We start from the raw sequence: 14,024 nt of genomic DNA, 5'->3' as shown, positions 1-14,024 counted from the left end.
TTCCTACTCGTTTCCCGCAATCGGCGCCGGCAACCCGTGCAGATTAGCGTAGATCCGCTCGGCGAGCGCGGCGTTGATGCCCTCGACCCGGGCGATCTCGTCCGCGCCCGCGGCCTTGAGCCCGGCCAGGCCGCCGAAATGCTTCAGCAGGCTGGCGCGACGGCGCGGGCCGATGCCCGGAATGTCCTCGAGCTTGCTGGTCATGCGCGCCTTCTGGCGCTTGCCGCGATGGCCGGTGATGGCGAACCGGTGCGCTTCGTCGCGGACCTGCTGGATCAATTGCAGGGCCGGCGAAGCGGCACCCGGGCGTACCTCGCGGCCGTCGGCCAGGACCAGGGTTTCGTGGCCGGCCCGACGTTCCTCGCCCTTGGCCACGCCCACCAGCACCACGCTGTCCACGCCCAGATCGGCCAATACCCCGCGGGCCTGGGCCAACTGGCCGGCGCCGCCGTCGATCAGCAGCACGTCCGGCAGCACCCCGCCCTCTTCGACCGCGCGGCGGAACCGGCGTTCGATCGCCTGGTGCATGGCCGCATAATCGTCGCCGGGTTCGATGCCGGTGATATTGAAGCGCCGATACTGCGCGCGGACCGGGCCGTTGGCGTCGAACACCACGCAGGAGGCGACGGTGGCCTCGCCCATGGTATGGCTGATATCGAAGCATTCGATGCGCTGGGCGGGTTCGGCCAGCCCCAGCAGTTCCTGCAACGCCTCGCTGCGCGCGGTCTGCGCGCCTCGGCTGGTCAATTCGGTCACCAGCGCGATCTCGGCGTTGCGCCGCGCCAGGTCGAGATAACCGGCGCGCTCGCTGCGCACGTTCCACTTCAACTGCACCCGTCGGGCGGCCGAAGTGCTGAGCGCGGTCTCGATCAGTTCGGCATCCGGTATCTCGCGATCGAGGATGATTTCCTGCGGCGGGGTCTGTTCGCCGTAGTACTGGGAAACGAAGGCGGCGAGCACTTCGTCCGCGCTCTCCTCGCCATTGGTGCGCGGGAAGAACGTGCGGGTGCCGAGGTTGCGGCCGTCACGGAACGCCAGCAGCAGCACGCACGCGGAGCTGCCGCGCATCGCGCAGGCCAGCACGTCCAGATCGGCGGCATGCCCGTCCACGTACTGGCGCGCCTGCAGGCTGCGGATGGAGCCGATGAGATCGCGCAGGCGCGCGGCCTCCTCGAATTCCAGCCGCTCGCTGGCCGCTTCCATGGCCGCGCTCAATTCACCGCTCAGTTCGTCGCTGCGGCCATCCAGGAACAGCCCTGCCTGGCGCACGGATTCGGCATAGCCGGCGGATTCCACCAGCCCCACGCAGGGCGCGCTGCACCGGCCGATCTGGTACTGCAGGCAGGGCCGCGAGCGATTGCGGAACACGCTGTCCTCGCAGTTGCGGATCTTGAACAGCTTCTGCATCAGGTTCAGTGTTTCGCGCACCGCACCGGCGCTGGGATAGGGGCCGAAGTAGCGGCCCGGCACCGCGCGAGGCCCGCGATGGAATGCGATCCGCGGCCATGTCTCCTGGGTCAGCAGGACATAGGGATAGCTCTTGTCGTCGCGCAGCAGCACGTTGTAACGCGGCGCCAGCGACTTGATCAGCTGGTTTTCCAGCAGCAGCGCCTCGGCCTCGGTGCGGGTGACGGTGACATCCATCCGCGCCACCTGCGACAGCATCGACAGGATGCGCGGGGTCTTAGGCGTGTTGCTGAAATAACTCGACACCCGCCTGCGCAGCGCGCCGGCCTTGCCGACGTAGAGCAGGCTGTCGTCGGCCGCGTACATGCGGTAGACGCCCGGTGCCAGGCTCAGGCCGGCGGCGAACGCCTTGCCATCGAAATCGGAGGACTTGCGACCGCTCATTCGTCGATCGGCACGTGGCTCAGTTCGCCGCTGGCGATGTCGTAGCGCAGCACCGCGTGGGCGTCCGTCTCGGCGATCCAGACGGTGCCCGGGGACAAGGCCAGTCCGGTGGGGCCGTGCAGCGTTCGCGGCAGCGGCACGCTGCTCAGTTCGCCGCCTCCCAGCCGCAGGCTGCGCAGGCTGCCGTTGCCGGTGTCGGCAATCCACATCTGCGGTGCGTCGGTGCTGACGGCGATGCCCTGCGGGTGCTGCAGGCGCGCGGTTTCGCGCGGCCCGTCCTCGCCGCCGAACGTCCACGGTCCCTGCCCCACCAGGGTCTGCACGACGCCGGTGCGCAGTTGCACGGAACGGATGGCGGATCCCAGCGCGTCGCAGACATACAGGGTCTGGTGGATGGCGGCGAGCGCGGCGGGCTGCGCGAACGCCGCCATCGGCCCGCTGCCGTCGCGTACTTCCAGTTGCCCGGAACCGGCGCGCGCGCCCAGTTCGCGGGTGGCCAGGTCATAGCTCCAGATGCGGTTGTCGCCGCCCATCGCGATATGGATCTGGTTGTTGCTGGCCGCCAGCGCGAGCGGCTGGTTGAGCGAGACCGCGCGCGCCTGGCCAACGACGCCTTCCACCGGCTCTCCCGCGCGTCCGTTGCCGCACAGGGTATCGACCGCGCCGGTCGCCAGATGGATGCGCCGCAGGGCGTGGTTGCCGGTATCGGCCACGTACAGGCATTCGCGCAGCGCCAGCAGGCCGTGCGGATTGCGGAACGCGGTATGGGTATGGTCGCCGTCGATCAGGTCCGCCGCCGCCAGCCCGAACTGGCGCAGCACGCGTCCACCGTGGGTGCATTCGAGAATGCGGTGATGCCCGCTGTCGGCCACGAACAGGCGATCCGGGGTGGCGGCCAGGCCGGTCGGGAACCGCAGCGGCAGGCGCGGCTCGGGATGGCTCTCGCGCGCTGCCCGCAGATCGTCGTCCGCCGGCCGTCCCAGCACTTCGCACAGCGCGGACACGGAACGATCCAGCTCGGCACCGTTGTCGGTGCCGACCAGACGGTGGCGGATCATGCCCTCGCCATCAATCAGCAGCACGGTCGGCCAGGCCTCGATGCCGAACGCCTGCCATGCCGCCCAGTTGGCGTCATGCGCGATGGGGAACCCGATGCCGTGGCGACGCAGCCGCTTGAGCGCCGTCTGCGGGTCCCGTTCGCTGTCGAAGCGCGGCACGTTGACCACCAGGGTCTGCAGGCGACCGGCATGGCGCGCCTGCAGCGCGGCCAGTTCGTTCAGGCGCTGCCCGCACCAGGCCGAGGCGGCGTTGACGAAGGCCAGCGCCACGATCCGGCCGCGCTGTTCGAGCAGCGAGCCGGAGGGCGCGTTGAGCCAGGGCAATCCCTGGGGAAGTTCGGGAGCGGGCGCGGCATTCATGATCCGCACCGATTATGCCGTAGTCCTATCCGCAGGACAGGCGCCGGACCGCCGCCCGTGCCGCCGAATCGACCAGTCGCCAGACATGATCGAAGTCGGCCGGACCGCCCGTGTACGGGTCCGGGATGCTGCCGCCGGCCTCGACCCCGGTCCATTCCAGCAGCAGCGACGCCTTGCCGGCCAGCCCCGGCGGCGCCAGCCCGCGCACGTCGCGCAGGTTCTGCCCGTCGGCGCACAGCAGCCAGTCGAAGCGCTCGAAGTCCTCCCGCCGCAACTGGCGCGCGCGCAGGCCGGCGATATCCACGCCATGCTGGCGGGCACAGGCGATGGCGCGGCGATCCGGCGGTTCGCCCGCGTGCCAGTCGCCGGTGCCGGCCGAATCCACTTCCACGCTTCCGGCCAGCGGCGAGGCGGCCAGATGATGGCGAAGTGCGCCTTCGGCCATCGGCGAACGGCAGATGTTGCCCAGGCAGACCACCAGCAGCCTCATGCGCCGCGCGCCCACTGCTGCTCGGCGCGGGCCAGATCCTCGGGCGTGTCCACGCCGGGCGGGAACGGTTCCGGGGTCAGCGCGACCGCGATGCGATGGCCGGCTTCCAGCACCCGCAACTGTTCCAGCGACTCGATCTGTTCCAGCCGTCCCGGCGGCAGCCGCGTGTAGCGGCGCAGGAAGCCGGCGCGGTAGGCGTAGATGCCGATGTGGCGCAGCCAGTGATCGCCCGCCGGCAGGGTTTCGCGATCGCGGGCGAAGGCGTCGCGGGGCCAGGGAATCGGCGCACGGCTGAAATACAGCGCGTCGCCGCCGGTAGCGCGCACCAGCTTGACGGTATTGGGATCGAACAGCGTTTCGGCCGTCTCGACAGCCGTTGCCAGCGTGGCCATCTCCGCCCCGCTGTCGACCAGCGCCTGCGCCACCGCGCGGATACCGGCGGCGGGGGCGAATGGCTCGTCGCCCTGCAGGTTGACCACCACCGCGTCGTCGGGCCAGCCGGCGATGTCGGCGCACTCGGCCAGGCGATCGCTGCCCGAGGCATGCGTGTCGCGGGTCATCGCCACCCGCACGCCGGTGCCCTGCAAGGCCGCGCGGATACGCTCGTCGTCGGTGGCAACCCAGACCTCGCCCGCACCGGCGGCCAGCGCGCGGCGGGCAACGTGCAGCACCAGCGGGTCGCCGCCGATCAGGCGCAGCGGCTTGCCCGGCAGGCGGGAGGCGGCGTAGCGGGCCGGAATGGCCACGATGAATCCGGTCGTCATGATGTCGAGGGGGTTTCCGTCCTGGCCAGGCGATCCAGCAGCGCCACCCAGAATGCTTCCGGCAGGCGCGCCGACACCGGCACACTGAAATACCAGTCCTTGGCGAAGGCCGCGCATTTCACCGCGTCCTTTTCGGTCATCAGCACCGGCAGTTCGCTTCCGAAAGCGAAATCCTCGGCGCGATAGGCGTGATGATCGTCGAATGCATGCGGGACCACACCGATACCCAGGCCGCGCAGGTTGTCGAAGAAGCGCTGCGGATGCCCGATGCCGGCCACGGCATGGACGCGCTGGCCGGCGAACGAGGCCAGCGGCCGCGGCCGGCCGCCACGCAGCGGCTGCGCCGCCTCGGTATGCAGCCGCATCGGCCATTCGCCGAACGCCGGCTCGCCGCCGTTGAGGACATGGAAGTCGCATTGCGTCGCGCGTTCGGCCGGTTCGCGCAACGGACCGGCGGGAAGCAGCCGGCCATTGCCGTAGCGGCGCTGTCCGTCGATGACTTCGATCTCGACGTCGCGTCGCAGGCGATAGTGCTGCAGGCCGTCATCGCACACCACGATGTCGCAACCGGCGGCGATCAGCGCGCGCCCCGCGGCGACGCGATCCCGATCCACCCGCACCGGCACGCCGGTGCGGCGCGCAATGAGGACCGGCTCGTCGCCGCCCTGCTCCGGCGCCGTTGCCGCCTCCACCCAGAGCGGCTGGCGATCATCGGCACGGCCATAACCCCGGCTGGCCACGCCGGGCTTGAATCCGGCCTCGCGCAGGCGCTGCACGAGGGCGATGGTGAGCGGGGTCTTGCCGGTACCGCCGACGGTGACGTTGCCGACCACGATCACCGGCACGGACAATCGGTGCCGGCGCAGCAGGCCCCAGCGGAAGAACCGCGCGCGCAATCCGATCAGCGCCGCATAGATCGACGCCAGCCCGCGGGCGTGGAGCGGGACGGGCTTGTCGTTGTACCAGTACGCGGGCGGAACGTGCCGGGACTTGTTCACTTCACTCACTCGCCGTCGCCTTCCCGGAATTGCATGCGATGCAGGTGCGCGTAGAGCCCGTCGCGGGCCAGGAGTTCGGCATGCGTGCCCTGCTCGACCAGCCGGCCCTGGTCCAGCACCAGCACCTGATCGGCGTGTTCGATGGTGGACAGGCGGTGCGCGATCACCAGCGTCGTGCGATCCGGCATCAGCTTCTGCAGGGCGTTCTGCACCAGCCGCTCGGATTCGTTGTCCAGCGCGGCCGTCGCTTCGTCCAGAATGAGGATCGGCGCATCCTTCAACATCGCCCGCGCAATCGCCAGGCGCTGGCGCTGGCCGCCGGACAGGCGTCCGCCCTTGGCGCCCACCTGGGCCTGCAGGCCTTCCGGCAACTCGCGGACGAACTCCATCGCGTTGGCGCCTTCGACGGCCCGCACCAGCGCCGGTTCCGGCACATCCTGCATTTCGCCGAAGGCGACGTTGGCGGCGACCGTGCCATCGAACAGCATCACCTGTTGGCCCACCAGCGCGATCTGGCGACGCAGATCGGCCAACGGGTAGTCCTGAACCGGATGCCCGTCGACCAGGATCTGACCGGCCTCGGGTTCGTAGAAGCGCGGAATCAGCTTGATCAGGCTGGACTTGCCGCTGCCGGATCGGCCGACGATCGCGGTGACGGTGCCGGGGCGGGCGACGAAACTGATATCGCTCAGCGCGGGTCTGACCTGGCCCGGGTAGCGCGCGGTCACCTCCCGGAACTCGATGAGGCCCTGCGCGCGATCCAGTGGGCGGGTGCCGGCATCGACCTCATCGGGCGCATCCAGCACCGAGAACAGGCGCTCGGCCGAAGCCACGCCGCGCTGGGTCATGTTCTGCACGTTGGTGAGCTGCTTGAGCGCGGGAATGATGGCGATCATCGACACCATCAGCGACACGAAGCCGCCGGCGGTCAGGCGCCCCTGCATGGCCTGGTAGCCGGCCACGACCAGCAGCAGCGACAGGCCTACCGCCCCCATCATCTGGACCAGCGCCGAGGAAACGCCACGCGTGGCCTCGACTTTCATCGCCAGGCGCAGGTTGTTGTCGGCCAGCGTGCGATAGCGCGCCATCTCGCTGGCCTGGGCGCCATAGACCTTCACTTCCTGCTGGCTGCTCAGGGTCTGATCCGCGGCCTGCAGCAGCTGCGCGCCGCTTTCCTGGATGCGATGGCTGATCTTCCGGTAACGCCGCGCGACCTTGTCCATGACCCAGGCCAGCGGGGGTCCCAGCAGCAGGATTGCCAGCGTCACCTGCCAGCTGTTGTGGAACATCACCGCCAGCATCGCCAGGATCTGGAAGGACTGCTGCAGCACCACCTTGGTGGCATCCACGGCCGCCTGCGCAATCTGGTCGCAGTCCGAGCCGAGCCGGACCAGCATCGAGGGGACCGGTTCGCTGTCAAAACGCATGCCCGGCAGGCGCAGATACTTGCCCAGCACCGCCACTCGCATGTCGCGGGCGATGCTGCGCGCGGACTTGCCCATGCTCATGTCGGTCAGGAAGCCCGCCAGGCCACGGAGCAGGAACAGACCGACGATGGCGAACGGCAACGTCAGATCCATCCGGGTATTGCGGGCGACGAATGTACCGTCCACCACCGGCTTCATCAGATAACTGAAGGCACCGCTGGCGGCCGCCTCGATCAGCATGCCCAGCAGCGCCAGCAGCAGCAGTGCCCGGTAGGGCTTGGCCAGACGAACCAGCCGACGATAGGTTTGCCAGGCGGAAGCAGGTTGCGCACTCACCGCTTCACCTCCGGCGCGGTGGCGATCTGGATCGTGCGGAAGCCGGATTGCGCCAATGCATCGTAGGCCGTCACCACGGCCTGGTGCGGAGTGCGTGCATCGGCGCGCAACAACACCGGCCGCTGGCGATCCTCGCCGGCGACCTGGGCGATGGTCTGCTTGAGGGCATCCACGTCGGTGCGCAGGACCTCGTGCTCGTCCACGAAATAGTGGCCGTCGGCGTTGACCAGCACGCTCAGGGTCTTGGCCTGGGCCGCCACCGGCTCGCCCTTCGCGCTGGGCAACTGCAATTGCAGCATCGAGCGCGAATCGAAGGTCGTGGTGATGACGAAGAAGATGATCAGCACCAGGATGACGTCGATCAACGGGACCAGGTTGATCTCCGGCTCCTCGTGGGCGCGGTCGTCACGAATCCTCATGCGCGGCTCAGGCGCCGACCGCCGCGGTGGCGGACGCTGGAACCGGCCGTGCGGCCGGCCGGGGCTGTCGCGCGTCGAGCGCGTCGAGCAGCTTCATCGCTTCCTTCTCCATTTCCACCACGTAGCCGTTGATGCGGCCACGGAAATAGCGGTGCGCCATCAGCGCCGGAATCGCCACGATCATGCCGGTGGCCGCGCACACCAGCGCCTTGCCGATGCCGCCGGCCAACTGGTTGACGTCACCGACGCCGCTGTCCTGGATGCCCAGGAACATCTGGATCATGCCGACCACCGTGCCGAGCAGGCCCAGCAGCGGCCCGGCCGAGGCGATGCTGCCCAGCGCGTTGAGGAATTTCTCCATCCGGTGCACCACATGGCGGCCGGTGTCCTCGATGCGCTCGCGGATCTGATCGCGCGGGCGATTGCGGACCTCCAGCGCGGCGGCCAGCAGTTCGCCCAGCGGCGAAGTCCGGCGCAGCGATTCGATGTGGGCCGGCTCCAGTTGCCCGCGCACCGCCCAGTTGCGGACTTCCTCGCCCAGGCCGGGAGGCATGATTTCCTTGCGCCGCAGGGTCCAGAAACGCTCCACCACGATCGCCAGCGCCAGCACCGCCAGCAGCAGCAGGGGGATCATCGGCCAACCGCCGGCCTTGACCAGTTCAAGCACGTTAAGTCCTCGGGGCTCCGGGGAGCCGTTGCATCGATGGGCGATAGGATAGCCCAGCCGCCCCTCAGCGCCGCGCCGCATCCCACAGCCTGGGCCGGGCGTGACGACGTTCACGCACCGCCAGCCCCTCTGGCGACAGCCAGACCTGTACGGCCCCGCCCTCGGCGGTGCCGACCACTTCCGCCCCGCCCTCCTGCCAGCGCGCCACCACCTGCGGTTTGGGATGGCCGAACCGGTTGCGGTGGCCGCTGGAGACCAGCAGCAAGCGCGCGCCGGTCGCGGCGACGAAAGCGGGATCCGACGAGCCCGCGCTGCCATGGTGTGGCGCGAACACCACCTCGGCGCGTACCTGCGCCGGGAATCGCCGCACCAGTTCACGTTCGATCACGTCGCCGATGTCGCCGGTCAGCAGCGCCGCGCCATGCGCGGTCTCGACACGCAACACGCAACTGGATTCGTTGCCCAGATTGGGAAAATGACGGTGCGGGTGCAGGAAGAGGAAGCGCACGCCATCCCACTCCCAGGCCTCGCCGGCCACGCAGGTACGGATGGGCGGCCCCGGGGCGGACTCCGACCGCACGGGCAGCGCCGCTTCCACCGCGGCGGTCTGGCCCGGCGGCGCCTGGGCAACGCCGGCCGGCAAGGCGCGCAGCACGCTGGCCAGGCCGCCGATGTGGTCGTTGTCGTCGTGGCTGACCACCACCCGGTCCAGCCGCGACACGCCCCAGGCGCGCAACGCCGGTACCACCGCGCGCTCGCCGGCGTCGAATCCATCGCGCATCGCCGGTCCCATGTCGTACAGCAATGCATGCTCCGAGGTCCGGACCAGCACCGACAGTCCCTGGCCGACATCGATCATCGCCAATTGGACCTCGCCGGACCGCGGCAACCCTCGGTCCGGCCACAGCAGCGGCAACCACAGCAAGGCGGCCAGCGGCTTGCCCGGTACGCCGCGCGGCAGCAGCATCCAGAACGCACCGGCCAGCGCCGCAGCCACCGCCCAGGGTGCCGCCTCCGGCAGCCACCAGAGGGAAAAACGACTGCCCGACAGCCAGTGGAAACCCGGCCAGGTCAGATCGAAACAGGCCGCCGCCCATCGCCATGGCCATGCGCCGGCACCGGGAAGCAGTGCCTCGGCCGCGGTGCCCAGCAGCGACAACGGCACCACCACCAGGCTCCACCAGGGGATGGCGATCAGGTTCGCGAAGGGGCCGGCCAGCGAGGCCTGGTCGAACAGCACCACCGTCAATGGCAGCAATCCCACCGTCGCCACCGCCTGCGCGGACAGGAATCCGCGCAGCCAATGTTGGGCGCCGGCCGCCGGCAGGCACCAGGCCAGCCAGGCGACCCCGCCGAAACTCAACCAGAACCCGGCGGCCAACGGCGACAGCGGATCGAACAGCAGCACCGCAATCAGCGCGAGCGCCAATGCGTCGGCCACCCCGGCGGGCCGGCGCCCCAGCCGGGCCGCTGCCCATACCGCCATCATCAGCACGGTACGCAGGGTCGGTAACGCGAAACCCGCCAGGACGGCATAGCCGAGCGCGGCCAGCACCGCCGCCACGCCCATCGCCTGCGGACGCGGCAGTGATCGCGCCCACGCGGGAAACAGGCGCCACAGTCCGCCGATAAGCAGTGCGATGGCGCTGGCCACCATGCCCACGTGGAAGCCCGAGATCGCGATCAGATGGGTCAGGCCGGTCGCGCGCAGGACATGCCAGTCATCCCGGGTCAACCCGCGGGTATCGCCAAGCGCCAGCGCGCGCACGAAACGCGAAGACGGCGAAGCCACCGACTGGCCGATGCGCGCGGCCATCACCTCGCGCCAGGCGTCGACGCCGGCAGCGCCGGAAAGCCGCTGCGCGCGCTCGGGTCGATGCAGGTGACCGGTTGCGCCAACCCGTTGCAGCAGCGCGTGTTTTTCGCTGTCGAATCCACCCGGGTTGCGCAGGCCGCGCGGCGCGCGCAGCTTGACGGCGAGCCGCCAGCGTTCGCCGGCGCGCAGTTTCAAGCGAGGGCCGGCCAGCCGGGTTCCGTAGTCGTCGTGCCAGGACAGCATGATCCGCCGCCCCCGCAATGCCGCCGCGGGTCCCTCGCCTTCTTCCACGGTGAACAGGAACCGGGTCCGCCTTGCCTCATGCTGGGGCAGATCGGCGACGGTCCCGGTCACGACCAACGGGCGCCGCTCCAGATCCGGCGGAATCCGCTGCGCCAGCGCCCAGCCCGCCTGCAATCCGGCCCACGCGAATCCGAGCAGCAATGCGCCCAGCCAGCGTCCCCGCCAGCGCCACAGCCATGCCATGGCGCCGGCGATGCCCGGCAGCCACAACAGCAATGCCGCCGGGAGCCTGGGCATCGCCAGGCACAGGCCGGCGCCGGCCAGCAACGCCACGGCGGTTCCCACGCCGAACAAGGCAGGCACCCCGGCGTTGAGGCGCCCACCTTGGCGTGGCAGGCACTCGCGATCCGGCGTGCGGCTTCCGCCAGGCTCGCGTGGCGGACGACCGGGTTCCGGCCGCTCCGGCGGACTTCCATTTCCTTCGACATGCACGACGGCTGGTTTCCATTCCAGGCACCCCGCAACGCTACGCGCCGTCCGTGCATGACGGAATCGGCGGAAGCCGCGCATGCATGTCAGGCAAGCCCGACACGGGTCGGCGATCCAGCGCATCGTTCGCATGCCGCGATACCGACCGCAAGGACGAAACGGCGAATCCTTTCGATTGTTTCATCGCAGGGACCGTGGCACGCCCCAAGCTATTGACGCCGTTTCCACCCCGCCGCAAGACTGCATGCTTCCGCCGGACGCGACGCGTCGAGGCATCACCGGCGATGCGAACACACGATTCCCGTTCGCGTTGCCCCGCCAGGATTTCCCACCAGGCCCACGCCATGACCTCCCACAGTCGACGCGATTTCCTCCGCCGCGCGGGCGCAGGCGCCGCCGCTTCGATGGCGCTGGCGGCCTTCCTGCCCGCCATTCGCCGCGCTCTGGCGATTCCGGCACACCACGCCAGCGGCACCATCAACGACGTCAAGCATGTGGTGATCCTGATGCAGGAAAACCGCTCGTTCGATCACTACTTCGGCACCTTGCGCGGCGCGCGCGGATTCGGCGATCGCTTCCCGATACCGCTGGCCGGAGGCCGCACGGTCTGGCAGCAGCGCTACACCCATGAGGACGCTTCGCGCATCGTGCTGCCTTATCACCTGGATGGGCGCAGCGGCAACGCGCAGCGCGTCGCCGGCACCCCGCACAGCTATCCCGACGCCCAGGCCGCGTGGGATCTGGGGCGCATGCGGGACTGGCCCACGCACAAGCAGCCGCAATCAATGGGCTACTACACCGAGGCCGAGCTTGCATTCCAGTTCGCCCTCGCCAACGCATTCACCCTGTGCGATGCCTACCACTGCGCATTCCATGGCGGCACCAACACCAACCGGCTGTTCCATTGGAGCGGCACCAACGACCCGGCCGGCGCGGCGGGCGGACCGGTGATCGACAACAGCGGCGATTCGTTCGACGCCGAAGGCGGCGACTATCGCTGGACCACCTATCCCGAACGCTTGCAGGCCGCGGGCGTCAGCTGGAAGGTGTACCAGAACCTGCCGGACAACTTCACCGACAATCCACTGGCCGGCTTCCGGGCCTATCGCGAGGCGAACCGCGCGCGCGGCAATCCGCCCAAGGCGACGGCCTTCCCGCCCTACCGGAGCGACGACGAAGCGATCAGCCCGTTGCTGAAAGGCGTTGGCAACACCCTGCCCGATGGCGGTTTCCTGCAGGCGCTGAAGGACGACATCGCCGCGGGCACGCTGCCGCAGGTGTCGTGGATCGTCGCGCCCGCGATCTATTCCGAACATCCGGATCCCTCCAGCCCCGTGCAGGGCGGCTGGTACACGCAGCAGGTCCTGGAAGCGTTGACGGCGGATCCGGACATATGGAGCCGGACGGTGCTGCTGGTGAACTTCGACGAGAACGACGGCTTCTTCGATCACGTGCCTCCGCCCGCCGCGCCGGCGTTCGAGGCCGACGGTCGCCTCGCTGGCGCGTCCTCGGTGTCCACGGCGGGCGAGTACCACACCGATGGCCGCCCCTACGGACCGGGACCACGCGTGCCGATGTACGTGGTGTCGCCGTGGAGCCGCGGCGGCTGGATCAACTCGCAGGTGTTCGATCACACCTCCGTGCTGCGCTTCCTGGAAGCGCGTTTCGGCGTGGCCGAGCCGAACATCAGCGCCTATCGTCGCGCGGTGGCCGGCGATCTCACCAGCGCCTTCAACTTCGCCAACCCGAACGCCGAAGTACCGCCGCGCCTGCCACGGCAGCGCCGGTCGGTGGCGGATGCGCTGCGCGCCGCCCAGGAAGCTTTGCCTGCACTGTTGCCACCCGCGGAAGGCCAACAGCAGCCTCCCCGGCAGGCCACCGGCAGCCGCCCATCCCGCGCCCTGCCCTACGAACTGCATGTGCACGGCGGCGTGCAGAGCGATGGCACGGTGACCCTGGAATTCATCAACAGCGGACGCGCCGGCGCGGTCTTCCACGTCTACGATCGCCTGCACCTGGAGCGCGTTCCGCGACGCTACGCGATCGAGGCCGGTCGGCAGCTCGCCGGCACCTGGGACACGCGGGCCACCGACGAGGGCCATTACGACCTGTGGGTGCTCGGACCAAACGGATTCCATCGCCAGTTCCGCGGCGACACCCACGCACGCGCGGCCCTCGAGGTGAAAGCGGCATACGAGGTGGCCACCGCGTCCCTGCTGCTGGAGGTTACCAACCACGGCGGGCATCGCGGTCCGATATCGCTCGTCGCCAACGCCTACCGCAACGAAGCTCCCCAAGCCGCCGAACTTGCGCCCGGGGAGCGCAGGCCATGGCGCTGGGCGCTCTCCCCATACGGCGGCTGGTACGATTTCAGCGTGGCGGGCACGGATGGTTTCCTGCGCCGCTTCGCCGGACGCCTGGAAACCGGGGCCGACGGGATCTCGGATCCGGCGATGGGAACTTGAGCATTCCCCCTCTTCCATTTCCAAACTCCGCAACAAGCGCCATGCAAGCCATCGTCGATTTCATCCTCGAAGTGGACAGACTCAAGGCGGTCACCCGCAAGATTCGCCTGCGCGACAGCGACCGCTACGAGAATTCCGCCGAACACAGCTGGCAGCTGGCGTTGTTGGCCAGTTCGCTGGCGCCGCATGCCCCGGCGGGCATCGACATGGACCGGGTGATCCGCATGCTGCTGGTGCATGACATCGGCGAAATCGACACCGGCGACACGATGGCCTTCGTGGAGGGAGGCTGGGAGGAACGCAAGGCCGCCGAGCTGGTGGCGGTACGGCGTATCTTCGGCTTGCTGCCGGCGTCCGAGGGTGGATCACTGCTCGCCTTGTGGCAGGAATTCGACGATGCGCAAACGCCGGAGGCGATCTTCGCCAATGCCGTCGACCGCGCCATGCCGGTTTTGCTGAACCTGGCCAACCAGGGTCAGAGCTGGCGCGAGAACGGCATCAGCCACGAGCGCGTGGTGCGGCGGGTCGGACCGCCGATCGAGGCCGGATGCCCGGCGCTGTGGCGCTATCTCGAAGTCCGGCTGGCGGAAGCGCGGGAGCGGGAGTTTTTCGGCGCCTGAGGCGGGAGCTGCGAACAGCGG

The 14,024-nt window shown here is 69.4% G+C and carries 11 protein-coding genes; 2 read left to right on the top strand and 9 right to left on the bottom strand.

The features are described from left to right. Positions 1 to 3: 3 nt before the first annotated feature. From uvrC to IQ458_RS08825, 9 genes are all read right to left on the bottom strand, one after another. Positions 4 to 1,851: an excinuclease ABC subunit UvrC gene (gene uvrC, locus IQ458_RS08865; RefSeq protein ID WP_183642065.1), complete on the bottom strand. Its 1,848-nt coding sequence runs from the start codon at positions 1,849 to 1,851 to the stop codon at positions 4 to 6. After that, complete coding sequence (locus IQ458_RS08860; protein WP_203322559.1) at positions 1,848 to 3,269, bottom strand: redoxin domain-containing protein; 1,422 nt, start codon at positions 3,267 to 3,269, stop codon at positions 1,848 to 1,850. The genes uvrC and IQ458_RS08860 overlap by 4 nt, the downstream gene beginning before the upstream one ends. A gap of 25 nt (positions 3,270 to 3,294) precedes the next feature. Then, the gene (locus IQ458_RS08855) at positions 3,295 to 3,759 is read right to left on the bottom strand and encodes a low molecular weight protein-tyrosine-phosphatase (RefSeq protein WP_183642070.1); all 465 of its coding nucleotides are present in this window, start codon (positions 3,757 to 3,759) and stop codon (positions 3,295 to 3,297) included. Beyond that, positions 3,756 to 4,523 (bottom strand): 3-deoxy-manno-octulosonate cytidylyltransferase, encoded by a 768-nt coding sequence (gene kdsB / locus IQ458_RS08850; RefSeq protein WP_183642073.1) that lies wholly within the window; start codon positions 4,521 to 4,523, stop codon positions 3,756 to 3,758. The genes IQ458_RS08855 and kdsB overlap by 4 nt, the downstream gene beginning before the upstream one ends. After that, positions 4,520 to 5,521, bottom strand: a complete 1,002-nt coding sequence (gene lpxK / locus IQ458_RS08845; RefSeq protein ID WP_203322558.1) for a tetraacyldisaccharide 4'-kinase — start codon at positions 5,519 to 5,521, stop codon at positions 4,520 to 4,522. Before lpxK ends, kdsB begins: the two co-directional genes overlap by 4 nt. A 5-nt stretch (positions 5,522 to 5,526) precedes the next feature. Beyond that, positions 5,527 to 7,284, bottom strand: coding sequence for a lipid A export permease/ATP-binding protein MsbA (msbA, locus tag IQ458_RS08840; protein ID WP_203322557.1), 1,758 nt, complete (start codon positions 7,282 to 7,284; stop codon positions 5,527 to 5,529). Then, positions 7,281 to 7,703, bottom strand: a complete 423-nt coding sequence (locus IQ458_RS08835) for an ExbD/TolR family protein (protein WP_183642082.1) — start codon at positions 7,701 to 7,703, stop codon at positions 7,281 to 7,283. Before IQ458_RS08835 ends, msbA begins: the two co-directional genes overlap by 4 nt. Positions 7,704 to 7,710: 7 nt before the next feature. After that, positions 7,711 to 8,370 carry a MotA/TolQ/ExbB proton channel family protein gene (locus IQ458_RS08830; protein WP_183642085.1) on the bottom strand — a complete coding sequence of 220 codons (660 nt, stop codon included), beginning with the start codon at positions 8,368 to 8,370 and terminating at the stop codon, positions 7,711 to 7,713. 64 nt (positions 8,371 to 8,434) lie between these two features. After that, on the bottom strand, positions 8,435 to 10,792 hold the full coding sequence (locus IQ458_RS08825; protein WP_425504661.1) for a DNA internalization-related competence protein ComEC/Rec2: 2,358 nt from the start codon (positions 10,790 to 10,792) through the stop codon (positions 8,435 to 8,437). Positions 10,793 to 11,262: 470 nt separating this feature from the next. On the opposite strand from IQ458_RS08825, the gene IQ458_RS08820 reads away from it, so the two are divergent. Together IQ458_RS08820 and IQ458_RS08815 are read left to right on the top strand one after the other, a co-directional pair. Beyond that, entirely contained in the window at positions 11,263 to 13,383 is a 2,121-nt protein-coding gene (locus IQ458_RS08820) for a phosphocholine-specific phospholipase C (protein ID WP_203322556.1), read from the top strand. Positions 13,384 to 13,424: 41 nt separating this feature from the next. Then, entirely contained in the window at positions 13,425 to 14,003 is a 579-nt protein-coding gene (locus tag IQ458_RS08815; protein WP_203322555.1) for an HD domain-containing protein, read from the top strand. Positions 14,004 to 14,024: the final 21 nt, after the last annotated feature.

Origin of the sequence: Pseudoxanthomonas beigongshangi (assembly GCF_016820515.1) — a bacterium.
In the GTDB taxonomy this organism is placed as follows: domain Bacteria; phylum Pseudomonadota; class Gammaproteobacteria; order Xanthomonadales; family Xanthomonadaceae; genus Pseudoxanthomonas_A; species Pseudoxanthomonas_A beigongshangi.
The sequence above is the reverse complement of the archived record's forward strand: the minus strand, read 5'-3'. Positions and strand labels throughout refer to the sequence as shown.

Excerpts from the sequence above, each read along its gene's own strand:
- uvrC (WP_183642065.1), bottom strand. The coding sequence starts at position 1,851 with ATGAGCGGTCGCAAGTCCTCCGATTTCGATGGCAAGGCGTTCGCCGCC.
- IQ458_RS08860 (WP_203322559.1), bottom strand. The coding sequence starts at position 3,269 with ATGAATGCCGCGCCCGCTCCCGAACTTCCCCAGGGATTGCCCTGGCTC.
- IQ458_RS08855 (WP_183642070.1), bottom strand. The coding sequence starts at position 3,759 with ATGAGGCTGCTGGTGGTCTGCCTGGGCAACATCTGCCGTTCGCCGATG.
- kdsB (WP_183642073.1), bottom strand. The coding sequence starts at position 4,523 with ATGACGACCGGATTCATCGTGGCCATTCCGGCCCGCTACGCCGCCTCC.
- IQ458_RS08835 (WP_183642082.1), bottom strand. The coding sequence starts at position 7,703 with ATGAGGATTCGTGACGACCGCGCCCACGAGGAGCCGGAGATCAACCTG.
- IQ458_RS08820 (WP_203322556.1), top strand. The coding sequence starts at position 11,263 with ATGACCTCCCACAGTCGACGCGATTTCCTCCGCCGCGCGGGCGCAGGC.
- IQ458_RS08815 (WP_203322555.1), top strand. The coding sequence starts at position 13,425 with ATGCAAGCCATCGTCGATTTCATCCTCGAAGTGGACAGACTCAAGGCG.